Genomic DNA, 26019 nt, shown 5'->3' with positions numbered 1-26019 from the left:
ACATTTCGTTCACCGGGGAGGTCGGATGGCGTGGCGAATTCGGCCGGGACGCCGGCCCGATCGGCCCATGACGCTGGCGGGGCAAGTCTTCGCGGTCCAGGCGGTGCTGCTGGTCGTGCTGATCGTGGTGGGACTGGCGCTGGCCGTGCTGGAGGTGCGCCACGAACAGGACGCCGCGACCCGGGACCGGGTGACCGGTATCGCGGTCGCGGTGGCCCAGGCGCCCTCGACGGTCGCCGCGGTCGGCAGTCCGGATCCGACGGCCCTGCTGCAGCCGGAGACCGAGCGGATCCGGTTGCGCACCGGCGTCGATTTCATCGTCGTGATGGCGCCGGATCGCACCCGCTACACGCACACCGAGGTCGACCGCATCGGAAAACCGTTCACCGGCACCATCGATCGCGCGCTGGCCGGGGAGACCTTCACCGAGACCTATTCCGGCACCCTCGGCCCGTCGATCCGCGCGGTGACCCCGGTGTACGACGGGGATCGCATCGTGGCCCTGGTGTCCGCGGGGCTGACCCGGGCCCGCATCGGTGATCAGGTGTGGCGCCAGGTGCCGCTGTTCCTGGTGGTGGCCGGCGCCGGACTGCTGCTGGCCCTGCTGAGCGCGGCGTTGCTGCGGCGCCGGTTGCTGCGGCAGACCCAGGGGCTGGCCCCCGCCCAGTTGCGCACCCTGTACGAACATCACGACGCGGTCCTGCACTCGGTGCACGAGGGCCTGGTGGTCTTCGACGCCGGTCACGACGAGGCGGCCGTGGTCAACGACGAGGCGCGACGCCTGCTCGAACTGCCCGAGGGACCGGTGCGCCGGGTCGATCTGCCGATCTCGTTGCGACGCTCGGATCGCGCGGTGGTGCGCGACGAGATGCACGTCACCACCGAACGAGTGCTGGTGGTGAACCAGGACGTGGTGCAGTGGTCCGGACGTCCGCTCGGTACGGTGCTCACCGTCCGCGATCACACCGAATTACGGGACATGATGGGCGAATTGGACTCGATGCGCGGCCTGGCCGACTCGCTGCGCGCGCAGGCCCACGAGTCGGCCAACCGGCTGCACACCGTGATCACCCTCGTCGAGCTCGGAAGTTACCGGGAGGCAGTCGAATTCGCGACCGCCGAACTGCGGCTGTCACAGGCGCTGATCGACCGGCTCACCGGTGCCGTGCGGGAACCCGCCCTGGTGGCGTTGCTGCTCGGCAAGGTGGACCAGGCGCTGGAGCGCGGCGTGGAACTGACCGTCGGCACGGATACCGCGCTGAACTCGGCGGCGCCGCTCACCGCGCCCGAAATCGTCACGCTCGTCGGCAATCTCGTCGACAACGCGCTGGACGCGGTGGACCGCACCGCGGACGGCTGGGTGGAGGTGACCGTCCGGCACGAGGCCGGCGATCTGCTGATCCGGGTGGCCGACAGCGGGGCGGGCATGTCGGAGGAGGCGTTCGCCCGCGCGATGGAGCGGGGATATTCGACCAAGACCGATCATCAGGGGCTCGGGCTCGCGCTGGTCCGCCGCCTGGTGGCCCGGTACGACGGCGTGCTGCGCGCCGAGCGGGCGCCGGAATCGGCTGTGGTGGTTCGGATTCCGCGCACATCGGAGGATTCGGCATGAGCGGGTCGCGAACCGGCACGCCGGCCGCCGGATCCGGTGCTACCGAATTGCGGGTGCTGATCGTCGAGGACGAGACCCGCATCGCCGCCGCGCACGCCTCGTACGTGGACCGGGTGGCCGGATTCCGGCCGGTGGCGGTCGCGCACACCGGCCGCGACGCGTTGCGCGCCGCCGCGGCGGCCGCCGCCGAGGGTGCCCCGATCGATCTGGTGCTGATGGATCTGGGCCTGCCGGACATCCCGGGCCTGGAGGTCACCGCGGCCCTCGCGCGGCTGCGGCCGCGGCCGGACGTCATCGCGATCACCTCCGCGCGCGACCTCGAGATGGTGCGGGCGGCCGTCGCGCACGGCGTGGCGCTGTATCTGCTGAAACCGTTCACGTTCGCGGCGTTCCGGGAGAAGCTGGATCGCTATCTGGAGTTCCGCGCGGCGCTGCCGGTCGGCGAGACGGCGGCCACCCAGCAGGACATCGACCGCGCGTTGAGCGCGCTGCGCACCACGGACCTGCGGGCCGGGGCGCCGAAGGGTATCGCGCCGCAGACGCTCGACGAGATCGCCCGGGCGGTCCGCGACAGCGCGGCGGGCCTGTCGGCCGGCGAAGCGGGTGCGGCCGTAGGCGTCTCACGGGTCACGGCGTGGCGGTATCTGGAGCGGCTGGCCGCGGACGGTGCGGTGCAGCGGCGCACCGACTACGGGCGAACCGGGCGACCGCAGGTCCGGTATGTCCACCGGCGGTGAGAGGCGCGCGAAATCCGGTCGACCGTCTATAACAATTCGGCCAAGCCCGCGAGGGATGCCGGGCGTCGGCTGTGCGATGTCACCAACCGGCAGGTATAGCGCGACTCGCGGTACCACGGTGCGAAGGCGGTGCTTCCGGGCGTTTGCCTACTGTGCGCTGACTGTGCGGCGCTGTAGCAAACGTCTGTTTTTCGGCGTCGAAAAAGACCAACCGGTGTGTACCAGATACAACTTTCGGACGGATCCGACTGGCGTCCCGGGCGCTGGGTCTGTACATATCTACTGGCGACGATTCAGAGATTTCTTAATGTGGAGTTAGCGTGCAAACGGTAGGCAAACAGTCGGGCTCGGTGGATCCCAAGCGGTACCTCTGGCTGCTCGGACTGCTGGTGCCCGCTTGCGCGCTGCTGCCCTCGCAGCTGGTCTATTGGACGCAGTGCAAGGTCTTCTGGTGGATCGGCCCGATCATCATCCTCGTCGCCATCCCGTTGCTGGACTGGGTCGCCGGTGAGGACGGCAGCAATCCGCGCGACGAGGACTACGCGCGACTGTCCGGCGACCGGTACTACCGCTGGTGTACCTACATGTTCCTGCCGATGCAGCTGATCGGCCTGCTCATCGCGGCGGATATGTGGGCCGGTGACGATCTGAGCGTGCTGGACAAGCTGGGCCTGGCGACCACGATCGGGCTGGTCGGCGGCATCGCCATCAACGCCGCGCACGAACTCGGCCACCGGGTGGAGTCGGCGGAGCGGTGGCTGTCGAAGATCGTGCTGGCGCAGTCGGCGTACGGCCATTTCTACGTCGAGCACAACCGCGGGCATCACGCCCGCGTCGCCACTCCCGAGGATCCGGCCAGCGCGCGGCTGGGCGAATCGTTGTGGGAGTTCCTGCCGCGTACCGTCGCGGGCGGCTATCGATCGGCGGTGCATCTGGAGCGGGAACGCTTGCAGCGCAAGGGCCGTCGCTTCTGGAGCGTGCAGAACAACCTGTTCCAGGCCTGGGCGATGACGCTGGTGTTGTTCGGCGCGCTGCTCGGTCTCTTCGGGCTCGAGATCCTGCCGTATCTGTTGCTGCAGGCGGTGATCGGCGCGTGGCTGCTGGAGACGGTGAACTACATCGAGCACTACGGCCTGTTGCGCGGTAAGCGGCCCAACGGAACCTGGGCGCGCTGCGCGCCGACCGACAGCTGGAACAGTGACCGGCTGGTCACCAACATCTTCCTGTTCCATCTGCAACGGCACAGCGACCATCACGCGAATCCGGGCCGCCGCTACCAGACACTGCGCAGCACGGCGGAGTCACCGCAGCTGCCGGCCGGGTATGCGACCATGATCCTGCTGGCCATCGTGCCGGCGATCTGGCGCCGGGTCATGGATCCCCGAGTACTGGCGCATTACGACGGCGACATCTCCCGTGCGAATATCGCGCCCCGCAAGCGGACCCGCATCATCGCGGCACACGGCGGCGAGGACGGTCTCACCGCGGCAGCCTGAACCCGGCCGAAATCCGATGGGCCCCCATGCGTACCGTGTACGCATCGGGGCGACTAGTCTCTCCGGTATACACGCCGACCAGGAGAGGCAGATGACGACCGCAGTGAGCAGCAAGATGACTGCCGACCACCGCAATGGGATCGATTTCAAGGTGGCGGACCTGTCCTTGGCCGAGTTCGGCCGCAAGGAGATTCGGCTCGCCGAGCACGAGATGCCCGGCCTGATGGCGTTGCGGCGGGAGAACGCGGAGGTGCGCCCGCTACAGGGCGCGCGGGTCTCCGGCTCGCTGCACATGACCGTCCAGACGGCCGTGCTGATCGAGACCCTGGTCGAGTTGGGCGCGGAGGTCCGCTGGGCCTCCTGCAACATCTTCTCCACCCAGGACCACGCCGCCGCGGCAGTGGTGGTGGGCCCGCACGGCACTATCGAGGAGCCCCAGGGCGTGCCGATCTTCGCCTGGAAGGGCGAGACGCTCGAGGAGTACTGGTGGGCCTGTGAGCAGGCGCTGACCTGGCCGGGTGAGCCCGCCAACATGATCCTCGACGACGGTGGCGACGCGACCATGCTGGTGCTGCGCGGCGCGCAGTTCGAGCAGGCCGGCGTGATCCCGCCGGACGACGAGACCCACTCCACCGAGTACAAGGTGTTCCTGAACCTGCTGCGCGAGCGGTTCGAGACCGACAAGAACAAGTGGAGCGAACTGGCGAAGTCGGTGCGCGGCGTCACCGAGGAGACCACCACCGGTGTGCTGCGGCTGTACCAGTACGCGGCCGCGGGTGAGCTGACCTTCCCGGCGATCAACGTCAACGACTCGGTCACCAAGAGCAAGTTCGACAACAAGTACGGCACCCGGCACTCGCTGATCGACGGCATCAACCGCGGCACCGATGTGCTCATCGGCGGCAAGAAGGTGCTGGTCTGCGGCTACGGCGACGTGGGCAAGGGCTGCGCGGAGTCGATGGCCGGTCAGGGCGCCCGGGTGCAGGTCACCGAGATCGACCCGATCAACGCGCTGCAGGCGCTGATGGACGGCTTCGACGTGGTCACCGTCGATCAGGCCATCGGCGACGCGGACATCGTGATCACCGCGACCGGCAACAAGGACATCATCACCCTCGACAACATGAAGGCGATGAAGGATCAGGCGATCCTGGGCAATATCGGCCACTTCGACAACGAGATCGATATGGCCGGCCTGGAGCGCTCCGGCGCCTCGCGGCTGAACATCAAGCCGCAGGTGGATCTCTGGACGTTCGACAAGTCGGGCAAGTCCATCCTGGTGCTGTCCGAGGGCCGCCTGCTGAACCTCGGCAACGCCACCGGCCACCCGTCGTTCGTGATGTCCAACAGCTTCTCCAACCAGGTGATCGCGCAGATCGAGCTGTGGACCAAGCCCGACGAGTACGACAACGAGGTCTACCGCCTGCCGAAGGCGCTGGACGAGAAGGTCGCCCGCATCCACGTGGAGGCCCTCGGCGGCACCCTCACCAAGCTGTCCAAGGATCAGGCCGAGTACATCGGCGTGGACGTGGAGGGCCCGTACAAGCCGGAGCACTACCGCTACTGAGACGTGCGGATCGTTGTCCCGCCGGGTCTTCCGGCCCGGCGGGCGGCGCTCGGCGGGTTCCGGCGGTGCCTCGAAAACCTGTCGGGGGTGAGCGGTAGCCTGCTCGACATGGGTGCGTTGGTGGCGGTGGAAGGGCTCGACGGCGCGGGTAAGCGCACGCTGATCGAATCCGTGCTCGGTGAGCTCCGGTCCCGGGGGCGGCGGGTGGCCACACTGGCCTTCCCGCGCTACGGGCGGTCGGTGCACGCCGATCTGGCGGCCGAGGCGTTGCGCGGGCAGCACGGCGATGTGGCGGCCTCGGTGAATGCCATGGCGTTGCTGTTCGCCCTCGACCGGGCCGAGGCACGGGACGAATTGTCGAAACTGCTGGCGGACAACGACATCGTGCTACTGGACCGCTACGTGGCCTCGAACGCGGCCTACAACGCGGCCCGGACCGGTCAATCCGCCGACGGTGAAATCGCTTCCTGGGTCGCGGAATTGGAATTCGGCCGGTTCGAGCTGCCGGTGCCGGATCTGCAAGTGCTGCTGGACGTTCCGGTCGAACTGGCCGCCGAGCGGGCCCGCCGCCGCGGCGAACTCGACCGCGAGCGAGCGCTCGACGCCTACGAACGCGACGAAGCCCTGCAGCAACGCACCGCCGCGGTTTATCGTGTGCTGGCCGAATCGAACTGGCACGGTCCGTGGCTGGTGCACGGAGCCCATGACGATCCGGCAACATTGACCGCGCGCCTCTCGGAAATAGTTGCCCGATAGGGTTGGATGTGCGTCGGTACCGTACCAGTGTTGGCGGGATTGCCCGTTCCGAGCCGGAGAGATGACAACATAGTAGTTATGAAGCCGAAGATTCTGGTCGTCGACGACGATATGGCGCTCGCGGAGATGCTCACGATCGTCTTGCGCGGCGAGGGTTTCGACCCGCACGTGGTCGGCGACGGCACGCAGGCACTCAGCGCGGTCCGGGAGATTCGCCCGGATCTGGTGTTGCTGGACCTCATGCTGCCGGGCATGAACGGTATCGATGTATGCCGGGTGTTGCGCGCCGATTCGGGCGTGCCGATCGTGATGCTCACGGCCAAGACGGACACGGTGGATGTCGTGCTCGGCCTGGAGTCCGGGGCCGACGACTACATCGTCAAGCCGTTCAAGCCCAAGGAGCTGGTGGCCCGGGTCCGCGCGCGGTTGCGCCGGACCGAGGAGGAGCCGGCGGAGCTGTTGTCCATCGCGGACATCGTCATCGATGTGCCCGCACACAAGGTCACTCGCGCCGGTCAGCAGATCTCGCTGACCCCGCTGGAGTTCGATCTGCTGGTGGCGCTGGCCCGTAAGCCGCGTCAGGTCTTCACCCGTGAGGTGTTGCTGGAGCAGGTCTGGGGTTACCGGCACGCCGCCGACACCCGACTGGTCAATGTCCATGTTCAGCGGCTGCGCGCCAAGGTCGAGAAGGATCCGGAGAACCCCGAGATCGTGCTGACGGTCCGAGGTGTCGGTTACAAGGCCGGACCGCCGTGATCGCTGCACCCAGAAACCGCCTCGAGCGGTTACTGGCGGCAGCGGTGGCCTGGTTCAAGTCCGTGGGCGAGTCCCTGGGCCACGTTTGGCGACGTTCGCTGCAATTGCGCGTCGTCGTCTCCACGCTCACCCTGTCACTGATCGTCATCGTGATTCTGGGCGTGGTTCTGACCAGCCAGATCACCGATCGGCTGCTGGACGCGAAGATCAACGCGGCCGTCGAGGAGATGGGCCGTGCCCGCAGCACGGTGGAGACCCAGCTCAACGGCGTGCACGATTCGAGCACCCAGCAGTCGCGGCTGGACGATGCCCTGCGCGCGCTGTCCTCGGGCTCCAGCCCGCAGGCCGGTAGCGCCGCGGCCGGCAGTTTCGATGCCGCGCTGCTCATGACCAACGACAACGGGCAGGAGATCACCGCCGGCCCGACCCAGGAGATCCCGGCGGAGTTACGCCGGTTCGTCCAGCAGAACCAGGTCAGCTACCAGTTCGCGACGGTATCCGACGCGGAGGGCTATCACGGGCCGGTGCTGCTCATCGGCAGTCCGAGCTCGCAGGTCTCCACGCTCGAGGTCTACCTGATCTTCCCGCTGACCAACGAGGAACGCAGCCTCTCGCTGATGCACGGCACCATGCTGGTCGGCGGTGTCGTGCTGCTGGTGCTGCTCGCCGCGATCACCGCGCTGGTCACCCGGCAGGTGGTGCTGCCGATCCGGTCCGCGGCCCGGATCGCGACCCGCTTCGCCGACGGCCGCCTCAAGGAACGCATGGTGGTCCGCGGCGAGGACGACATGGCCAGATTGGCGATGTCGTTCAACGAGATGGCCGAAAGCCTGTCGACGCAGATCACCCAGCTGGAGGAGTTCGGCAATCTGCAGCGCCGCTTCACCTCCGACGTCAGCCACGAACTGCGCACCCCGCTGACCACGGTCCGGATGGCCGCCGATCTGATCCACGGCTCCAGCGACGACCTGGACCCGGCCCTGGCGCGCAGCGCCGAGTTGCTCGTCACCGAGCTGGACCGGTTCGAGGGCCTGCTCAACGATCTGCTGGAGATCAGCCGCCACGACGCCGGTGTCGCCGAACTCCAGGTCGAATCGCTGGACGTGCGCATGTGCGGCCGGGCGGCGCTGTCGATGGTGCGGCATCTGGCCAAGGAGTCCGGCGTGGAACTCGTGGTCGACCTGCCGGAGGAACCGGTGGTCGCCGAGGTGGATCCGCGCCGCGTGGAACGCGTGCTGCGCAACCTGCTGGCCAATGCGATCGACCACAGCGAGGGCAAACCGGTGCTGATCCGCATGCGCGGGGACGCCGACGCCAACGCGGTGGGGATCGTGGTGCGGGATCAGGGTATCGGGTTGCGGCCCGGTGAGGAGAAGTTGGTGTTCAACCGGTTCTGGCGGTCGGATCCGTCGCGAATGCGGCGGTCCGGCGGTACCGGCCTGGGCCTGTCGATCAGTGTCGAGGACGCGCATCTGCACGAGGGCAAACTGGAGGCGTGGGGTGAACCCGGCGTCGGCGCCAGCTTCCGGCTGACCCTGCCGATGGTGCGGGGCCGCAAACTGGGCAGCAGTCCGCTGCCGCTGGAACCGCCGCGTCGCCGGCAGCAGCTGGAAGCGCCGCTCCCGGAGAGCCCCGCGTCGACCGAAAACCCTGCCGCACAAGAGGATTCGACCGCCATCGGAGATCCGGGCGCGGCGCCGCCGGTGCACCGACTGCCGGCCGATATCGATCCGTCCCACGGCCACCCCGACATGATCGACGACGGCCTGCTCGGCGAGATCGCCGCCGACGAGGCCGCCGAGAGCTCGAACTCCAACGGCTCGTCCCCGGATCGGGGGCCGGCATCGGGCACGAGCAACCGCACGGCCGGGGGTGACCGAACAGGTACCTCGGAGCGCACCGACACCGGGGACGCCTCATGAGAGTGCGGTCACGCGATATCCGCCTGAGAATCGGGGTGATCCTGTCCGCCCTGCTGGTGTTCGCGGGGTGCGCCAACCTACCGGATTCGTCGGCCCCGCAAGCCCTCGGCACGCTCGACAAGGAACCGACCTCCGCCGGGCCACCGACGCCGGTGGCCGGCCGCGAGCCGGACTCGCTGTTACGAGATTTCCTGCAGGCCACCGCGGATCCCACGAATCATCACCAGACCGCTCGCCAATATCTGACTCCCGAAGCCGCCGCGTCCTGGGACGACACCGCCGGCACGGTGATCATCGAGAAGCAGCCGGACACCCTGCGCGAATCCGGCACGATGGATACCACCACCTATCACGTGCGCGCCCACAAACTGGGCGATCTCGACGCGGACGGCTCGTTCCGCGCGGCCACCACCTCCGTCGAATACCGCTTCGACATGACCAAGGTCGGCGGCGAGTGGCGCATCGACGAACTGCCCGCGGGCGTGGTCATCGAGGACGCCGCCTTCACCAAATCCTATCGGCGCTATCCGCTGTTCTTCCCGAACACCGCCGGGACCGCGGTGGTGCCGGATCTGCGCTGGATCGCGTTGCGCAAGGATCAACTCGCGCCCCGGCTGCTGTCGATGCTGCAGGACGGCCCGGAGCAGACGCTCGCCCCGGCCGTGCGCGACATGCTCTCCGCCGCGGTCACCGTGCACGGCCCGATCACCAAACCCAACGGCGATCCGGAGGGTGCGGGTGTGAGTCCCGGCGGCGTGCAGATCGACTTCACCGGCGCCTCCGCGCTGGATCAGCACAGCCGGGAACTGCTGGCCGGTCAGGTCGTGCTCACCCTCTACGGCGCCGAGATCTTCGGCCCCTACTACCTGACCGGCGACGGCAAGCCGCTCGACGACCGGTTCGCCGCGAGCGGCTGGACCCAGAACGACGTGAGCTATCTGAACCCGTCGGTGGTGCACAACAAGATCGGGCTGCACGCGGTGCGCGACGGGTCGCTGGTCCGGGTGGAAACGGGTAAGCCCGAGGTGGTCCCGACCCCCGGATATTTCGGCTCGGCGCACAATCTCCAGTCGGTGGCGCTGTCGCAGGACGGGCAGCTGGTCGCGGCGATCGCCGACAACGGCCATCCGGCGCCCGAACCCTCGCGCACGCTGATCATCGGCTCCTACGACGGCAACGCCATCTTCTCGCTGGCGCAGGGCACCAGTTTCACCCGGCCGTCCTGGACCGCCGACGGCAGTGCCGCCTGGACCGTCGTGGACGGCGACCGGGTGATCCGGGCCGTGCACGACCACGCCACCGGCAACGTGTCGCCACAGGAGGTGGACATCTCCGCGCTGCTGTCGGTGCCGGTGTCGGTCTCCGATCCGGCGCCGCGGCTGCCGATCACCGAACTGCGGATCTCCCGCTCCGGCGCCCGGGTCGCGCTGATCGCCGGCGGCAAGGTGTTCGTGGCGACGGTGGCGCAGCAGGGCGACGGGCAGTACGCGCTGACCTCCCCACTGCCCGTGGCGGCGACCCTGAGCACCTCGGCGGTCTCGCTGGACTGGATCACCGAGGACAGCATCGTGGTGGTCCGCGAGGGCAACGTGGACCCGGTCGAGCGCGTCGACATCGACGGCTTCCAGCCCAATCCGGAGACCAGCCAGAACCTCACCTCCCCGCTGCGAGTGGTCAGCGCCTCGCCGGACGGTCAGTACATCGCCGACGCGCGCGCGGTCATGCAGTTGCAGGCCGCGGAACCGAACAGCGAACGCTTCTGGCGCGAGGTCCCGGGTCTGGGCCCCACCGCCACCCCGGTACTGCCCGGCTGAGCGCGCTCGATCGGTGGCCGCTGCCGAGGCTCCGAGCACGGCAGCAACGGTCCGACCGGCGAATCACCGCGGTGGGCACGGGCCGGTCCGGGCAACCATGTCGCCGACTGCCGACTGCCGACTGCCGACCGCCGGGTGCCGGGTGCCGGGTGCCGGGTGCGGACTGCTGAGTGTCGGGTGTTGTGCGCCAGCTGCCAGTTGCCGCCTGCGGGGTGTCAGCTGTCGGTGTCGACTGCCGGGTGTGGGGTGCGGAAATGGTTGCGGTAGGGGCATTTTCGGGGCAAGGGGTGCGGGAGTGGTTGTGGGGGGCCGTTCTGTCGGGGGTGGTCCCGATAATCGGCGGATGCGGACATTGTTGGATCTGATCCTCCCGCAGGATTGTGCCGGTTGCGGGCGGCTCGGGGTGGGCTGGTGTGCGGAGTGTGCGGAAAGTCTTGGGGGGCAGCCGGTCCGGGTGTGGCCGCGGACGGATCCGGGGGTGCCGTGCTGGGCGCTGGGCCGGTACGCGGGTCCGCGGCGGCGCGCGGTGGTCGCGGTGAAGGAGCACCATCGGCGGGATCTGGTCGCGCCGCTGGGCCGGGAACTGGCCCGGGGTCTGGCCGGGCTGCGGACCCCGCGGCGGCCGTTGGTGCTGGTGCCGGCGCCCGTCCGGCGGGCCGCGGTACGGCGGCGCGGTGGTGATCCGGTCGGCCGGGTGGCGCGGGTCGCGGCGAGTTTGCTCACGGATTGCGAGGTGGCCTCCGTACTGCGGGCCGATCGGGGTGTGCGGGATTCGGTGGGCCTCGGCCCGATGCAGCGCCGGCGCAATCTAGCAGGCCGGATCACCACGCCGGCCGGTTCGCTGCCGGAGGCCCTGCGGCACCCGGATGCCGAGGTGGTGCTGGTGGACGATGTCCTCACCACCGGGGCCACCGCATCCGAGTCCATACGCGCCCTGGAACGTGTCGCAGTGCACGTCCGTGCCGTCCTGGTGACCTCCGCCGCGTGATCGGGAGAAATTTGCGTGAACACTGGCGGATCGGTCGCTGGGGGCCTAGCGTGGGGTCCTAGAGCGAACCCGAACCCAGAGTTTGGAGGTGGCGCCTCGTACGACCTTCGTGCCGAGTTCCCCGAGCGAGACGAGTGGGACCGGATCTGCGATACCGGGCGGCAGCCGGCGTCATCACGATGGATCTCCCTCGCAATCATCGCAATCGGCCGATCCGGCACGGATGATTCCCGCCGCACGAGATCAGACAGTGCGGCCAGATCCGGGAGGTACGCGTGACGACTTCACGTCCTTCATTGAAAGAAGCAGACCCTTCGGTTCGTATCGACGCGATGGATTCCACCGCGTTCGACGGCGCGGGGCATCCGACAGCCGAACCGCCTCGCACACCACGCGCGGACGTCGTGGTGAAGGGCCGCAACGTCGAGGTTCCGGACCATTATCGAGTCCATGTCGCGGACAAGCTCGCGCGACTCGAACGCTTCGACTCGTCGATCTATCTGTTCGACGTCGAACTCTTCCATGAACGCAATCGCCGCCAGCGCAAGAGCTGCCAGCGGGTGGAGATCACCGCGCGTGGCCGGGGCCCGGTCGCCCGGGCCGAGGCCTGCGCCGACAGTTTCTACGCGGCCCTCGAACTGGCCGCCCAGAAGCTGGAGAGCCGATTGCGCCGCACCAAGGACCGCAGGCGAGTGCACTACGGGGAGAAGACGCCCGTCTCGGTCGCCGAGGCCACGGCCGATCTGATCGACGACACGATCGCCGTCCACCCCCAGGGATCGTCATATTCCGCTGAGCCCGGGTCGATCGACTCGCTCGCGGAGGACAGCGCCGGGCCCGGGCATATCGTCCGGACCAAGGTGCATCCGGCGAGTCCGATGTCCGTCGACGACGCCCTCTATCAGATGGAGCTCGTCGGGCACGACTTCTTCCTCTTCCAGGACAAGGAAACCGACCGACCGTCGGTGGTCTATCGTCGTCACGCGTTCGACTACGGATTGATCCGGCTCGCGTAGAAGGCCGGCCGGGGCCCGGTGGTCGAACCGGGCCCCGCACTTCGTCAGTGCCGGTAGTTCTCCCAGTGCACCGCATCCGCCAGGTCGCGCCGATCGCGCCAGCCGAATCGTTCCAGATCCGGCACCTGCTGGAATTCGTCCACCGGGCCCACACACAACCACGCGACCGGGCGCACACCCGGCGGCAGCGCGATCAGCTCGGTGAGGAAGGGGGTGTCGTAGAAGCTGACCCAGCCCACGCCCACGCCCTCGGCGGTGGCGGCGAGCCAGAGGTTCTGAATCGCGAGAATGGTCGAGTACAGGCCGGTTTCGGGCACGGTGGCCCGGCCCAGGATGTGCTGTCCGCCGCGCCCGTCGTCGTGGGTGACCACGATGCCGGTGCCGCTCTCGGTGATGCCCTCGATCTTGATCGGCTCGAAGGTGCTCGCCCGCTCCGGCGGCAGCGAGTCCCGGAATTCGAGGCGTTTGGCCGCGACGTGAGTTGCGAACTGCCGCAACGTGTCCGGCTTGCGCACGACGACGAAGTCCCAGGGCTGCGAATTACCGACGCTGGGTGCGCGATGCGCGGCGTCGAGGATTCGCAGCAGTGTGACATCGTCCACGACCTCGCCGGTGTACTCGGCGCGCACATCGCGCCGACGGCGAATCACCTCGTAGAATTCCGAACCTTCAGCAGACACGGCTACCAGTGAAGCAGAATGACGTTCCCGCTTGTCGGATAGGTGAGAATCCGCCGCCGATCACGGCGGAACCACCGGTCAGCCCACGCTCGCGGCGACCGGGACCCGGGCGTCGCTGCTGCGCCGGCGACGCTCCCGCAATGCGGTGCGCAGCCCACGCCGGCGTCCGGTGGCCGGGTCGACGATCGACAGGCCGCCGAAGGCGCGCTCCGACTTGGTCTCCGGGGCGTCGTCGGTGCCGCGGCGCAGGTACTTGTTCGGCAGCGACAGCTTCATGATGGTCCGCCACGCCTTGGCGTACTGCACCGGCAGCGAGCCGGTGGTGTACGGCAGGTCGTACTTCTCGCACAGTGCCCGCACCCGCACCGCGATATCGCGGTACCGGTTGCTCGGCAGATCCGGGAAGATGTGGTGCTCGATCTGATGGGACAGATTGCCGGTCATGAAATGCATGAGCCAGCCGCCGGAGATGTTGGCGCTGCCCAGCATCTGCCGCAGATACCACTCGCCGCGGGACTCGTTGTCGCAGTCGAACTTCGTGAACTTCTCGGCGCCGTCCGGGAAGTGGCCGCAGAAGATCACCGCGTTGGTCCACAGGTTGCGCACGATGTTGGCCGCGATGTTGGCGGTGAGGGTGGACAGGAAGAACGGGCCGGTCAGCAACGGGAACACCAGGTAATCCTTGGTGACCTGCCGGCCGATCTTCTTCAGGACCAGGGTGCGATCGCGTTCGAACTGCTTGCGCTCCGGGCTGTCCTTCGCCCATTTCTTCTTCGCGATCTTGCCCAGTTCCAGATGCTGGATGGCGACGCCGTATTCGAAGAAGGTCTGCAGCAACAGGTTGTACAGCGGCTGGCCCAGATAGAAGGGGGACCAGCGCTGGTCGCGGGTGACGCGTAGCAGGCCGTAGCCGATGTCGTCGTCCATGCCCAGCACGTTGGTGTACTTGTGGTGCAGGTAGTTGTGGGTGATCTTCCAGTGCTCGGACGGGCCGGCGTTGTCCCATTCCCAGTTGGCGGAATGGACTTCCGGATCGTTCATCCAGTCCCACTGGCCGTGCATCACATTGTGGCCGATCTCCATGTTCTCGATGATCTTGGCCGTACCCAGCAGGGCCACCCCGGCCAGCCAGGCCGGCGGGAAGATACTCGCGAACAGGACCGCGCGGCCGGAGATCTCCAGCCCGCGCTGCACACGGATCACGTTGCGGATGTAGGTGGCGTCCTTCTCGCCCCGGGAGGATTCGATCTCGCGGCGGATCGCATCGAGCTCCGCGCCGATCGCTTCCACATCCTCCGGGGTGAGGTGGGCGTATTCCTTGACATCCGATATCGCCATGCGGGTTACCTTACCGTAGGTTACGGCGGCGTAGGTTGTCCCCGGAACGATTCACAGCTGTGGCGTATACCGCATTGTGATCGTGACCGAAGTGTGCCTAACCGTTGCCACCCGCGTACCGGAAAATTGCCGAGCCGAGCGCTATGCTCCGCTGCCCGCTCCGCGCCCGGCGCAGGCGCCGCGTCATTTTCTCGCGTCGCGCCTTTTCCTGCAGCGCCAGTCCGGCCTCGCGCAAGGCCTCTTTCTCCTGCCTGGCCTTCTCCTGCAGGGCCTGTTTGGCCTCGCGCAGCGCCGCTTTCTCCTGGCGGGCCTTCTCCCGCAGCGCGATCCGGGCCTCGGTCATGGCCGAGCGCAGGCCGCGGCGTCGTCCGGTCACCGGATCGATGCCCGGCCAATGCTGCTCCGCCCAGGATTCGGTGCGCTCCGACAGCGTGGGCAGCGTCAGCCCGGCGAACTTGCGCTCCGAGGAGGTCTCGGGTGCGTCGTCGGCGGTGCGGCGCAGGAAGCGGTCGGGCAGCGCCAGCTTGTGGATGGTGCGGAAGGCGAGCAGATACTGCTTGCCCAATGAGCCGGTGGTGTACGGCAGGTCGTACTTGTCGCACAGCTCCCGCACCCGGACCGACACCTCGGCGTAGCGGTTGCTCGGCAGATCCGGGAACAGGTGATGTTCGATCTGGTAGCAGAGGTTGCCGCTCATGAACGCCATCGGCGCGCCCGCACGGAAATTGGCGCTGCCCAGCATCTGCCGCAGATACCACTCGCCGTGGGACTCGTCCGCGAACTGCTCCTCGGTGAATTTCTCGGCGCCGTCGGGGAAATGGCCGCAGAAGATCACCGCGTACGCCCACAGGTTCCGGATCAGGTTCGCGGTCAGGTTGGCCTTCAGCGTCTGTTTCCAGGCCGGTCCGGTCAGGGCCGGATGGATGACGAAATCCTTCGCCACCTGACGGCCGGCCTTGCGGAGGAATTGTTTGTTCGGCTCCGAAAGCAGATTCGAGCGCGGTACCTCGGCCTGTTGTTTCTCGATCTTGAGATCGTGCAGCGCGATACCCCATTCGAACAGCGCCGCCAGGACCAGATTCGCCGCCGGCTGGGCGAGATTGATCGGCTTCCACTGTTCGTCGCGGGTCATCCGGAGAATGCCGAAGCCCACGTCGTCGTCCATGCCCACGATGTTGGTGTAGGTGTGGTGCGAGTAGTTGTGCGCGCGCTTCCACTGCCCGGAGGTGCCGGTCATATCCCACTCCCAGGTGGTGGAGTGGATCTCGGGATCGTTCATCCAATCCCATTGCCCGTGGCTGATGTTGTGCCCGAGCTCCATGTTCTCGATGATCTTCGCCACCGACAGCATGGCCGTGCCGGCCACCCATGCCCAGCGCTTCCGTCCGGCGAAAAGGGTTGCGCGCCCGGCTGTTTCGAGCATCCGCTGTGCGCGGATGGTACGCCGGATGTAGCGCGCGTCGCGCTCGCCCAGGGACTGCTCCACGGAACGGCGCAGCGCATCGAGTTCGTTCCCGAGCGCCTCGATATCCGACGCCGTCAAATGGGCGTACGCCTTGATGTCGGTGATCGCCACCGGCCGGTCCTTCCGTGCGAAGGTGAGAGCGGATCCCGTCGGGCCCGCCTCGAGAGTAACGGTTCTCGGTGAATGGATACCTATACGTCCAGGGTGCAATCACCGGCGGCCACGGATATACACGTCTGCACCTTCTCGCCGGTGGTGTGCTCGGCGCCGTTGCGCAGGTCACGCACGTGACCGTCGGTGATCGTCACCACACAGGTCTGGCAGATGCCCATGCGGCAGCCGAACGGCATCTGCACGCCGACGCTCTCCCCGGCCTGCAGCAGGCTGGTGGCGCCGTCGACGGTGGTGCTGCGGCCGGTGCGGGTGAAGGTCACGGTGCCGCCCTCGCCGACCGACGAGCGTGGGATCTCGAACCGCTCCACATGCAGATGATCGGCCAGACCGGCTGCGGCCCAATGGTTCTCGATGTCGTTGAGCATCGGCAACGGGCCGCAGGCCCAGGTCTGCCGCTCCCGCCAGTCCGGGAACAGCGTGTCGAGGCTGTCCAGGGCGAATTTGCCGTTCTCGCCGGTGAGATGCACATGCGAGGTGAAATCCGGGTGCCGGTCGTGCATCGCCTGCAGTTCGGCGCGGAACATGACATCGTCCGCGGTCCGGGCGGAGTGCACGTGGATCACGTCGGACATGTTCGCCCGCCGATCCATCGTGCGCAGCATCGCCATGACCGGGGTGATCCCGCTGCCCGCGGTGAGGAACAGCGCCCTCGCCGGCGGCGGCTCGGGCAGCACGAAACCGCCCTGCGGCGCGGCCAGGCGCACGATCGTGCCCACCGGCACGCCGCTGACCAGGTGGCTGGACAGGAAACCCTCGGGCATCGCCTTCACCGCGATGGAGATGCGCCGCTTACCGCGATTGTCCGGATCGGTCCAGTTCGGCGGGCAGGTCAGCGAATACGACCGCCAGTGCCAGCGGCCGTCGATCAGCACCCCGATACCGATGTACTGACCGGGGGTGAAGGTGAAATCGAAGCCCCAGCCCGGTTTGATCACCAGCGTGACCGCGTCGGCGGTCTCCCGGCGCACCTCGACGATCCGGCCGCGCAGTTCGCGGGCCGACCACAGCGGGTTGACCAGGTGCAGATAGTCGTCGGGCAGCAGCGGTGTGGTGATCCGGGCAGCCGCGCCGCGCAGCGCGTTCAGCCGGGTACGACCGGCCGTCTTCGCCTCGGCGACCGGGGCTTCCAGCCATTCCCGGAGACCGTGTACCGATTTCAGGACCATTCTGCTGCTGCTCATTTCCTCTGGAGGCGATGTGCCCGACGGGCGACTTCCAAAACCAGGTTACGGGAACGTAGGTTACCGCGCGGCGGGAGCTGGATCACGTGGCCGCCACCGGGAGAATCGCCGTCGCGGACGGCCGCCGGCTCAGAGCAGTTCGAGCAGGAACGGCAGTTCCTGGGTGGCGTACCAGGCCAGTTGGTGATCCTCGGCGTCGCCGAGGATGAACTCGGCGTCCTCGCTGCCCAGATCGGCGGCATCGATCACGGTGACCGCCTTGGCCACTTCGGGTTCGGCCTCGGCGAGGTCGACGTGCACGGAGGCGATCCGGTCGTAGCCGATCGCGGCGGACAGCCGCACGACGCCCGCGTCCAGATCGGGCCGGGAGATCGCGCCGGTGACATCGGCGGCGATCACCGCGCGGCGGTAGACCGGTGCGTGGAAGTGGCCCTCGCCGTCCCCGCCGGGCCCGGCGTCGGCGACCGTCGCATCCTCGAGTTCCTGGGCGAGCAGGCGCAGCGACGCGCGGGCCGCCTCGCTCATCGCGACCTCGGCCAGCTCCTCGTCGTCGCCGTAGGCGTACGCCTCCCGCAGCGCGGGCGTGACCGCGAACGCGGTGTCGTTGATCGCGCGGATCTCCCGCGCGGCCACCAGCTCGCGCAGCATCGCGACGGTCGCGGGCACGTACACCCGCAGTGTGCCGCCGTTGGACCGCTTGTCCTCACTGGGCGCAGGCACCGAGCATCTCCTCCATGGATTCGTGCATCGCCGCGGACAGTACTCCGATATCGGCCATGGCATCACGATCGGCATTGAGTCCGTAGAACACCTGACCGTCGTAGGCGGTGACGCCGATATTCGACGCCTGATTGCGCAGCAGCGGCGACACCGGATACATCTCCAGCATGCGCGCGCCGCCGAGATACATGGGCTGGGCCGGGCCCGGCGCGTTCGTGATCACCAGATTGAACGTGTGGTCGGCGAACGTACTGGCCGAGCGGACGCTGAGCGCGTGCAGGCTGGCGGGGGCGAAATTCGGCAGTTGGACCAGCTTCCGGCGTGTCGTCTCGAGCCGGCGGCGGGTGCCCGCGGCGGTGGCGTGCCGGATGTGCGACAGCCGCATCACCGGATTCGGTTCGCCGACCGGCAGGTCGACCAGGATGGATTCGGCCGGTCGCGGCCGCTCGCACAGCGCCGCGGGGACGACCGCCCGCAGCACCTCCGATTCGACCAGCACCCGGCCGCGGGCCTGCAGGAAGATCCGCAGCGCGCCGGTCACCACCGCCAGGATGGCGTCGTCGAGGGAGCAGCCGGCATTGCGGCCGATCGCGCGGTAGTCGTCCAGGTCGGTACGCACCACGTCGAAGCGCCGGTGCTGAGACGTCGGCGTGTTGAACGGACTGCCGGGTACGGCGCCGCCGCCGCGCACCGCCGAGACCATCTTCTCCACCGCCCGGCCCGCGGCGCCGACCAGCGGTGACGCGTCCGAACCGGCCTGCCACAGCAGTTCCAGCGCGCTACTGGGCTGACCGGCGAGTTCGACCAGCGACGCGGCCAGTAGTTGCGCCTCACCGGGTTCCCGGGCCGCCGCCCAGCTGTCGTCGGCGAGCGCGCGCGGCGCCGGGCCGCTGTCGAACAGGACCTGCCCGATCTCGACCGCGCCCCGGCCGTCGACCAGCGCCGAATGGGTTTTGGTGAGCACCGCGCGGCGGCCGCCGGACAGGCCCTCGATCAGATACATCTCCCACAGCGGCCGGGTGTGGTCCAGCGGCCGCGAGGTCAGCCGCGCGACCAGCTCGAACAGCCGATCGTCGGCGCCGGGACCGGACAGCGACACGCGGCGCAGATGGAAGCCCAGGTCGAAGCGGACGTCGTCCACCCAGACGGGCCGGCCCAGCGCGAACGGGACCTCCCGGACCCGATGGCGGTAGCGGGGAACCAGCGGCAGCCGGGCGGCGACCAGGTCGGTCAGGCCGCCGTAGTCCAGCGGTGAGCCCGCCGGGTCGTCGGGGTCGCCCACGATCGCCAGCGACCCGACGTGCATCGGGTTGTGACTCGATTCGAGCCGATAGCACGCCGCGTCCTGCGGCGTCAGCCTCGTGATCACCGTGCCGGGCTCCTTCGTGCCGGATACCGCTGTCCATTGTGGTGCCTCACGAAGCCTCCGTCCGCCGACCTCCGGGGAAGTTGTGGCATTTCGTGATCGAGTGGCAAGCTGGGCCCGTTCGTCGCAAGGGGAGTCGACACCGAGGGGGTGGTGGATGTCCGATCGGCAGACGTCCCGCGCGCTGTTGCCCGCACCGGCCTTCGAACCGCCCTTGGAGAGATCCGAATCCGGCGTGCCCGAATCTTCCCGTGTCTCCGATATCTCCCGCGTTTTCCCGCCGTTCGGCGTGTCTCCGGCGCGGCAGTGCCCCACCCGGGCCGACTTGCGAGCCGCCCCGGCGGTATCGACCGGCCGGACTCCGGCGAGTGCCGAGGTCGATGTGGATGCGGTGCGGCGATTCGCCGAGCGGGCCGTGCGGATCGTGCTGGAGACCGTGGACGGCCGTCGACCGGTCGCGCAGCTGGTGCCGCTGGCGGATCCGACCGTGGTCGCGGCGGTGACGACGGTGGTACGCACCGGTGCGGCCGAGCGGCGGCTCGGCCCGGCGGTGCCGGTGACGCTCGAGGTCGCGGTGATCGGCCCGCGGGCCGCCGAGGTGTTCGGCAGTTACGAGCGCGGCGGCCGGCGGTTCGCACTCGCTGCGCGGATTCTGCGCGGACGCCGGGGGTGGCGGCTGGCGGTTTTGCGACTACGGTGAGATCCGGTGCGGGCCATCGGCCCGGCACCCGCGGCGACCGATCGGATGCCCGGCGGGCGGAATCGGGCCCCGGTGGCGGGTTCCGCGCCCGCGGCGGTGTGTCCGGCGCCTGCGGCGGTGCGCGCTCGGCGCCTACGATGGAAGCCGCACTACCATGAACGTTGCTGCTGGGAGTAGCACCGAAGAGACGACAACCGACCAGAGGACTGACGAGACCCGTGCCTGCGCTGACACTGACGAGGTTGCTACGTTTTGGTGAGGGTCGCACCGTCAAGCGGCTCGCGCATCTGGCCGACGAGGTCATCGCCCTGGACGACGAGTACGCCGCGCTCAGCGACGCGGCGCTGCGGGCGAAGACCGACGAGCTCCGGGAGCGCTACGCCGACGGCGAATCCCTGGACGAGTTACTGCTCGACGCCTTCGCCACCGCGCGCGAGGCGTCCTGGCGCGTACTCAACCAGAAGCACTACAAGGTGCAGATCATGGGCGGCGCCGCTCTGCACATCGGCAACATCGCCGAGATGAAGACCGGTGAGGGCAAGACCCTCACCTGTGTACTCCCGGCCTACCTCAACGCGATCTCCGGCGACGGCGTACACGTCGTCACCGTCAACGACTATCTGGCCAAGCGCGACGCGGAGTGGATGGGCCGCGTGCACCGCTTCCTCGGCCTGAGTGTCGGCGTGATCCTCGGCGGCATGAATCCGGCCGAGCGCCGGCAGGCCTACGCCTCCGACATCACCTACGGCACCAACAACGAGTTCGGCTTCGACTACCTGCGCGACAACATGACCCACTCGCTGGACGATCTGGTGCAGCGCGGGCACAACTTCGCCGTGGTCGACGAGGTCGACTCCATCCTCATCGACGAGGCCCGTACCCCGCTGATCATCTCCGGCCCGGCCGACGCCTCCAGCAAGTGGTACGCCGAATTCGCCCGCATCGCACCGCTTCTCAAGAAGGACGTCCACTACGAGGTGGACATCAAGAAGCGCACGATCGGCGTGCACGAGGCGGGCGTGGAGTTCGTCGAGGATCAGCTCGGCATCGAGAACCTGTACGAGGCGGCCAATTCGCCGCTGGTCAGCTATCTGAACAACTCCATCAAGGCCAAGGAGCTGTACACCCGCGACAAGGATTACATCGTCCGCAACGGCGAGGTGATCATCGTCGACGAGTTCACCGGCCGAATCCTGGTGGGCCGCCGCTACAACGAGGGCATGCACCAGGCCATCGAGGCCAAGGAGGGGGTGGAGATCCAGCCGGAGAACCAGACGCTGGCCACCATCACCCTGCAGAACTACTTCCGCCTCTACGACAAGTTGTCCGGTATGACCGGTACCGCCGAGACGGAAGCGGCCGAGCTGCACCAGATCTACAGCCTCGGCGTGGTGCCGATCCCCACCAACAAGTCGATGGTCCGCAAGGATCAGGCCGATCTGATCTACAAGACCGAAGAGGCGAAGTACCAGGCCGTCGCCGACGACATCGCCGAGCGCAACGAGAACGGCCAGCCGGTGCTGGTCGGTACCACCTCGGTCGAGCGGTCGGAATATCTGTCGAAGTTGCTGACCCGCCGTGGAATTCAGCACAACGTGCTGAACGCGAAGTTCCACGAGCAGGAGGCCCAGATCATCGCCGAGGCCGGTCGGCCGGGTGCGGTGACCGTCGCCACCAATATGGCCGGTCGTGGTACCGACATCGTGCTCGGGGGCAATCCGGACATCATCGCCGACCTCCTGCTGCGCAAGCAGGGCCTGGATCCGGTCGAGACGCCGGACGAGTACGAGGCGCACTGGTTGCCGGCCCTGGAACGGGTCAAGGAACAGGCCGACGCCGACGCCGAGGCCGTGCGCGAGGCCGGCGGCCTGTACGTGCTGGGCACCGAGCGGCACGAGTCCCGCCGTATCGACAACCAGCTGCGCGGCCGCTCCGGCCGGCAGGGCGACCCGGGTGAGTCCCGGTTCTACCTGTCGCTGGGCGACGAGTTGATGCGCCGCTTCAACGGCGCCGCGCTGGAGTCGATCATGACCCGGCTCGCCCTGCCCGACGAGGTGCCGATCGAGGCGAAGATGGTGTCGCGCGCGATCAAGAGTGCGCAGACCCAGGTCGAGCAGCAGAACTTCGAGATCCGCAAGAACGTGCTCAAGTACGACGAGGTGATGAACCAGCAGCGCACCGTGATCTACGCGGAGCGCCAGCGCATCCTGGCCGGCGAGGATATGGAGGGCCAGGTCCAGAACATGATCTCGGACGTGGTCTCCGCCTACGTCGAGGGCGCCACCGCCGAGGGCTATGTGGAGGACTGGGATCTGGACAAGCTGTGGGGTGCGCTGAAGACGCTGTACCCGGTCAGCCTGAACCACAAGGATCTCACCGGCGAGAACGAGTTCGGCGAATTCGACGACCTGTCCCGCGAGGAACTCCAGGACGCGATCCTCGACGACGCGCACGAGGCGTACGAGCGTCGCGAGAAGGAGATCGACGGGCTGGCCGGCTCCGGCAGCATGCGCAACCTGGAACGCCAGGTGCTGCTGACGGTGCTGGACCGCAAGTGGCGTGAGCACCTCTACGAGATGGACTACCTCAAGGAGGGCATCGGCCTGCGGGCCATGGCGCAGCGCGATCCGCTGGTCGAGTACCAGCGCGAGGGCTTCGACATGTTCCAGGGCCTGCTCGACGGGTTGAAGGAGGAGTCGGTCGGCTTCCTGTTCAACCTGCAGGTCGAGGTGCAGCAGGCGCCGCCGCAGCCCGCGGGCCTGCCGGTCGATCCGGGCCTGCGCTCGCCGGTCGGCGCCGGCGTGGGTGGCGGACGGCCCGCCCTGCCCAGCGACGACGAGATGCCCACCCCGCCCGACGGCACCGCGATCCCGGCGGCCCTGCGGGCCCGCGGCATCGATGCCCCGACCGTCGGCGGCCTGCGCTACTCGGGCCCGGACGAGGGCGGGCACGCCGCGGTGCACAGCGACGCCGAGGAGTACGGTGCGCCGCATCAGGCGGACGACGGCCGGACCCGCCGCGAGCGCCGGGAGGCCGCCCGCACCGAGGGCAAGCCCGACCGCGCGCCGAAGTCCAAGCGGCGCAGGTAGTTTCACGCAAGAGTGGGCCCGCCTCGGAATGCGGCGGGCCCACTGCGTTGCGGGAGTCGAGCGACGCGAAATCTACTGCGCGGGGCGGGGCGGGGCCGGGATCTCGGCGCGGCGCTCGAAGGCCTGACCGACGAGTTCCTCCACCGCGCGGGTGACGATCATCCGGGTGATGGCGAGATCGGTTTCCAGCTTGGTGCGGTCGCGCGGGGTGCGCTCGGACCGCTCGTAGGCGTGGCCGGCCAGATGGTAGAACAGCTCGGTGGCGTGATCGTCGGCGATGCGCTCACAGTCCGCCCGCAGCCGCTCGACCAGTTCGAATGCGGCCACCACCGGCACTCCGGCGTCGACCAGGCGGGTCGCGAGGTCGCCACAGCGCGGATTGTTCAACCGGTAGGCGTCCAGCGGATCGTCGCTGCCCGCGAGGGCCTCCTGCAGATAGCCGGGCAGTTCCGGCGCGGACTGCGCGAGATGGTCCGGCGGGGGAGCGGTGGGGGGTTGATCTGCCACACCGAGCACATCGGCGAGGCCGTCGCCGCGGTCCCACGCCTCCAGCAACTCGCGAATGCCGTTGAGCTTCATGCCCCGGCTGAGCAACCGGCTGATGGTGTGCAGCCGCTCGAGGTGGTCGGGGCTGTAGTAGCCGATCCGGCCACGGACGTCGGGGGAGGGCAGCAGGCCCCGCTCGTGGTAAACACGGACACTGCGCACGGTGGTATCGGCCGCCCGCGCCAGTTCGTCGATCGTGTATTCCGCCACCTGAACGCACCCCCCATCTGTCGAGTGCTGCGTAGTGTTGCCGCAGGAAATGAGCCGCAGGGAAACGACTCGTTAAATGACGATACGTAGCGCGGAAAGGGTTTGTCAACGTACCGTTACATAACGGTAGAAGTGGTTGCCGCAATGCGCGAGGTGGTCTACCGTTCGATTCACCGGCGTAGAGCGCTGGTATTACCGGGGACTGTGGAGCAGCCCTGACGACGCCTGACTTTCGGGACGCGCTGTTTGTCGTGCGTGTTCCCCTCGGCACCGGAGACGGCTATGACCACCACTCGGTATCTTGTACCGGCGATCCAGACGCGTCCATCGCGCGCATCTGCGCCCCTCACCCATGCTCCCGCCTCGCGTCCCGCGCAGTCGAAGCAGCAACCCGCCTGTGCCGGCAGTCCCAATACCTGGGATCTGGACGCCGGTACCCCCGATTCCTGGCGGACCGCCGTCCAGACCTGCGGCAGCTGCCCGCTTCTTGCGGAGTGCGGCCGGCAGGCGCAGGCCCTGATCGCGCGGGGTGACGGTCCCCGCGCGGTGATCTGGGCCGGCGTGGCCTACGACAACGCGGGCAAGGTGGTCGAGAATCTCGACTGCCACCGGACCAATTCCGTCGACAACCGCCGCCCGCTGCGTATCATCCGGCACGGGGTGCGGCCCCAGGCCGTCGAGCCGGCCCCGGCGACGCCGCGCCGGCACCTCGTACTCGGTCGCCCGCTGCGCCCCACCGGCACCGGTGCGTACTGACCGGGCCGCAGCCGAAGTGAAGGACTGTGTGACGGTGGGTATTTCATGACCATGCTGGCTCTGGAGATCGGCGCGGCCGGATTCGCGGTCAGCCGGCTCGACGACGATGTGGACGACGACGACGTCCTGCGTGCTCCGGCCCCCAATCGCGGCGCCTGGAAACAGTGCCGGGAGATGCTGCTCGCGGCGGCCGCCGGTCAGGAGGTGACCTCGGTCGGCATCGGTTCCAGCGGCCCGATCGATATGTCCGCCGGGGTCATCGCGCCCAGCGATATCCCCGAGTGGCAGGCGGGTTTCGCCATCGTCGACGAGACGCGGAAGCTGTTCCCGGCGGCGGAGGTCCGGCTGGGTATCGACGGGGTCTGTATCTCGCTGGCGGAGCGCAATTTCGGTGCGGTCGGTCAGACGATGGACGCGCTGTCGATCTCGGTGTCGCACCACGTCACCGGCGGTGTCTCCGTCGGCGGGTTCGCGGTGGTGGGTCGTACCGGCAACGCGGGCAGCATCGGCCACGTACTGGTGCCGGGCTTCGACGATCCGTGCGATTGCGGCAGCCGGGGCTGTGTGGACGCGGTCGCGGGCGGCGTGGCCGCGATCCGCTGGTCGCGTGGACGAGGTTGGAGCGGAACGACTCCGGCCGAACTCGTGGAGGCGGCGGGCGCCGGTGACGAGACCGCACTCGCGGCGCTGGTCCGGGCCGGAACCGCGCTCGGCCGGGCCATCTCCTCGGTGGCCGCCCTGATGGACCTGGATCTGGTGGTCGTGGGTGGCCTGCTGGCGCAACAGGGTTCGGCGCTGTGGCAGCCGATGCAGGAGGCGGTGGCAACGCATGCTCGCGCCAGTTATCTGCACGGGTTGCGCGTGGTGCCCTCTCCGCTGGGTGAATTCGGCGTGCTGGCCGGCGCCGGTGTGCTGGCGGTGACCGCCGTCCAGGACTGACCGATACGGTGCAGAAGGCCCGGACCGCGTTGCGGCCCGGGCCTTCTGCTGTTCGGCGGCTCGAAACCTTATCGGCAGGTTAAGGAACGATGGTCCGTCTTGCGGATGCCCCGCGGCCGTGCAAGGTAGAGGAATGGTCCGGTCCTTCCCACTATTGAATGAACCGCTATCTAACGGTACATTAGACACGT

General features: G+C 68.3%; 21 protein-coding genes. 14 read left to right on the top strand and 7 right to left on the bottom strand.

What is annotated here, in order from left to right:
- Positions 1-67: 67 nt before the first annotated feature.
- The 10 genes from G361_RS0130805 to hpf all read left to right on the top strand — a co-directional run bounded on the left by G361_RS0130805 (position 68) and on the right by hpf (position 12664).
- Complete coding sequence (locus tag G361_RS0130805; protein WP_019930990.1) at positions 68-1612, top strand: ATP-binding protein; 1545 nt, start codon at positions 68-70, stop codon at positions 1610-1612.
- Positions 1609-2349, top strand: coding sequence for a response regulator (locus tag G361_RS0130800; protein ID WP_019930989.1), 741 nt, complete (start codon positions 1609-1611; stop codon positions 2347-2349). The genes G361_RS0130805 and G361_RS0130800 overlap by 4 nt, the downstream gene beginning before the upstream one ends.
- Before the next feature lie 350 nt (positions 2350-2699).
- Positions 2700-3845 carry an alkane 1-monooxygenase gene (locus G361_RS0130795; RefSeq protein ID WP_019930988.1) on the top strand — a complete coding sequence of 382 codons (1146 nt, stop codon included), beginning with the start codon at positions 2700-2702 and terminating at the stop codon, positions 3843-3845.
- 91 nt (positions 3846-3936) lie between these two features.
- On the top strand, positions 3937-5412 hold the full coding sequence (gene ahcY, locus G361_RS0130790) for an adenosylhomocysteinase (protein WP_019930987.1): 1476 nt from the start codon (positions 3937-3939) through the stop codon (positions 5410-5412).
- Between the two features lie 108 nt (positions 5413-5520).
- Positions 5521-6168 carry a dTMP kinase gene (locus tag G361_RS0130785; RefSeq protein WP_019930986.1) on the top strand — a complete coding sequence of 216 codons (648 nt, stop codon included), beginning with the start codon at positions 5521-5523 and terminating at the stop codon, positions 6166-6168.
- Positions 6169-6246: 78 nt separating this feature from the next.
- A complete protein-coding gene (mtrA, locus tag G361_RS0130780) occupies positions 6247-6924 on the top strand; it encodes an MtrAB system response regulator MtrA (RefSeq protein WP_019930985.1) in 678 nt (225 codons plus the stop codon).
- Positions 6921-8846, top strand: coding sequence for an MtrAB system histidine kinase MtrB (gene mtrB / locus G361_RS45515; protein WP_304412518.1), 1926 nt, complete (start codon positions 6921-6923; stop codon positions 8844-8846). Before mtrA ends, mtrB begins: the two co-directional genes overlap by 4 nt.
- Complete coding sequence (lpqB, locus tag G361_RS0130770; RefSeq protein ID WP_052172887.1) at positions 8843-10660, top strand: MtrAB system accessory lipoprotein LpqB; 1818 nt, start codon at positions 8843-8845, stop codon at positions 10658-10660. The genes mtrB and lpqB overlap by 4 nt, the downstream gene beginning before the upstream one ends.
- A 343-nt stretch (positions 10661-11003) precedes the next feature.
- Positions 11004-11648, top strand: a complete 645-nt coding sequence (locus tag G361_RS0130765) for a ComF family protein (RefSeq protein WP_026343704.1) — start codon at positions 11004-11006, stop codon at positions 11646-11648.
- Between the two features lie 332 nt (positions 11649-11980).
- A complete protein-coding gene (gene hpf, locus G361_RS0130760) occupies positions 11981-12664 on the top strand; it encodes a ribosome hibernation-promoting factor, HPF/YfiA family (RefSeq protein WP_019930981.1) in 684 nt (227 codons plus the stop codon).
- A gap of 44 nt (positions 12665-12708) precedes the next feature.
- Here the strand turns inward: hpf and bluB are convergent, their stop codons facing one another.
- The 6 genes from bluB to G361_RS0130730 all read right to left on the bottom strand — a co-directional run bounded on the left by bluB (position 12709) and on the right by G361_RS0130730 (position 19591).
- Positions 12709-13344: a 5,6-dimethylbenzimidazole synthase gene (bluB, locus tag G361_RS0130755; protein WP_026343703.1), complete on the bottom strand. Its 636-nt coding sequence runs from the start codon at positions 13342-13344 to the stop codon at positions 12709-12711.
- A 78-nt stretch (positions 13345-13422) separates the two neighbouring features.
- Entirely contained in the window at positions 13423-14682 is a 1260-nt protein-coding gene (locus G361_RS0130750) for an acyl-CoA desaturase (RefSeq protein ID WP_019930979.1), read from the bottom strand.
- 97 nt (positions 14683-14779) lie between these two features.
- A complete protein-coding gene (locus G361_RS0130745) occupies positions 14780-16258 on the bottom strand; it encodes a fatty acid desaturase (RefSeq protein WP_019930978.1) in 1479 nt (492 codons plus the stop codon).
- An 80-nt stretch (positions 16259-16338) separates the two neighbouring features.
- Positions 16339-17487 (bottom strand): 2Fe-2S iron-sulfur cluster-binding protein, encoded by a 1149-nt coding sequence (locus G361_RS0130740; RefSeq protein WP_019930977.1) that lies wholly within the window; start codon positions 17485-17487, stop codon positions 16339-16341.
- Positions 17488-17631: 144 nt separating this feature from the next.
- Positions 17632-18150 carry a DUF6912 family protein gene (locus G361_RS0130735; protein ID WP_196814694.1) on the bottom strand — a complete coding sequence of 173 codons (519 nt, stop codon included), beginning with the start codon at positions 18148-18150 and terminating at the stop codon, positions 17632-17634.
- Positions 18151-18205: 55 nt separating this feature from the next.
- A complete protein-coding gene (locus G361_RS0130730; protein ID WP_019930975.1) occupies positions 18206-19591 on the bottom strand; it encodes a wax ester/triacylglycerol synthase family O-acyltransferase in 1386 nt (461 codons plus the stop codon).
- A gap of 154 nt (positions 19592-19745) precedes the next feature.
- Between G361_RS0130730 and G361_RS47435 the strand changes: the two genes are divergently transcribed.
- Both G361_RS47435 and secA read left to right on the top strand, forming a co-directional pair.
- Positions 19746-20288: an Rv3235 family protein gene (locus G361_RS47435; RefSeq protein WP_019930974.1), complete on the top strand. Its 543-nt coding sequence runs from the start codon at positions 19746-19748 to the stop codon at positions 20286-20288.
- Between the two features lie 218 nt (positions 20289-20506).
- Positions 20507-23377: a preprotein translocase subunit SecA gene (gene secA, locus G361_RS0130720; protein ID WP_019930973.1), complete on the top strand. Its 2871-nt coding sequence runs from the start codon at positions 20507-20509 to the stop codon at positions 23375-23377.
- A 72-nt stretch (positions 23378-23449) separates the two neighbouring features.
- Here the strand turns inward: secA and G361_RS45505 are convergent, their stop codons facing one another.
- Positions 23450-24133: a MerR family transcriptional regulator gene (locus G361_RS45505; protein ID WP_019930972.1), complete on the bottom strand. Its 684-nt coding sequence runs from the start codon at positions 24131-24133 to the stop codon at positions 23450-23452.
- A gap of 282 nt (positions 24134-24415) precedes the next feature.
- On the opposite strand from G361_RS45505, the gene G361_RS45500 reads away from it, so the two are divergent.
- Together G361_RS45500 and G361_RS0130705 are read left to right on the top strand one after the other, a co-directional pair.
- Positions 24416-24889 carry a hypothetical protein gene (locus G361_RS45500; protein WP_019930971.1) on the top strand — a complete coding sequence of 158 codons (474 nt, stop codon included), beginning with the start codon at positions 24416-24418 and terminating at the stop codon, positions 24887-24889.
- Between the two features lie 45 nt (positions 24890-24934).
- A complete protein-coding gene (locus G361_RS0130705) occupies positions 24935-25828 on the top strand; it encodes an ROK family protein (RefSeq protein ID WP_019930970.1) in 894 nt (297 codons plus the stop codon).
- Positions 25829-26019 lie beyond the last annotated feature (191 nt).

Origin of the sequence: Nocardia sp. BMG111209 (assembly GCF_000381925.1) — a bacterium.
GTDB lineage: Bacteria > Actinomycetota > Actinomycetes > Mycobacteriales > Mycobacteriaceae > Nocardia.
Note: the sequence above shows the minus strand (reverse complement) of the source record. Positions and strands in the feature narration are given on the sequence as shown.

Excerpts from the sequence above, each read along its gene's own strand:
- G361_RS0130805 (WP_019930990.1), top strand. The coding sequence starts at position 68 with ATGACGCTGGCGGGGCAAGTCTTCGCGGTCCAGGCGGTGCTGCTGGTC.
- G361_RS0130800 (WP_019930989.1), top strand. The coding sequence starts at position 1,609 with ATGAGCGGGTCGCGAACCGGCACGCCGGCCGCCGGATCCGGTGCTACC.
- ahcY (WP_019930987.1), top strand. The coding sequence starts at position 3,937 with ATGACGACCGCAGTGAGCAGCAAGATGACTGCCGACCACCGCAATGGG.
- G361_RS0130785 (WP_019930986.1), top strand. The coding sequence starts at position 5,521 with ATGGGTGCGTTGGTGGCGGTGGAAGGGCTCGACGGCGCGGGTAAGCGC.
- mtrA (WP_019930985.1), top strand. The coding sequence starts at position 6,247 with ATGAAGCCGAAGATTCTGGTCGTCGACGACGATATGGCGCTCGCGGAG.
- lpqB (WP_052172887.1), top strand. The coding sequence starts at position 8,843 with ATGAGAGTGCGGTCACGCGATATCCGCCTGAGAATCGGGGTGATCCTG.
- G361_RS0130765 (WP_026343704.1), top strand. The coding sequence starts at position 11,004 with ATGCGGACATTGTTGGATCTGATCCTCCCGCAGGATTGTGCCGGTTGC.
- hpf (WP_019930981.1), top strand. The coding sequence starts at position 11,981 with ATGGATTCCACCGCGTTCGACGGCGCGGGGCATCCGACAGCCGAACCG.
- G361_RS0130750 (WP_019930979.1), bottom strand. The coding sequence starts at position 14,682 with ATGGCGATATCGGATGTCAAGGAATACGCCCACCTCACCCCGGAGGAT.
- G361_RS0130740 (WP_019930977.1), bottom strand. The coding sequence starts at position 17,487 with ATGGTCCTGAAATCGGTACACGGTCTCCGGGAATGGCTGGAAGCCCCG.
- G361_RS0130735 (WP_196814694.1), bottom strand. The coding sequence starts at position 18,150 with ATGCTGCGCGAGCTGGTGGCCGCGCGGGAGATCCGCGCGATCAACGAC.
- G361_RS47435 (WP_019930974.1), top strand. The coding sequence starts at position 19,746 with ATGTCCGATCGGCAGACGTCCCGCGCGCTGTTGCCCGCACCGGCCTTC.
- G361_RS45500 (WP_019930971.1), top strand. The coding sequence starts at position 24,416 with ATGACCACCACTCGGTATCTTGTACCGGCGATCCAGACGCGTCCATCG.
- G361_RS0130705 (WP_019930970.1), top strand. The coding sequence starts at position 24,935 with ATGACCATGCTGGCTCTGGAGATCGGCGCGGCCGGATTCGCGGTCAGC.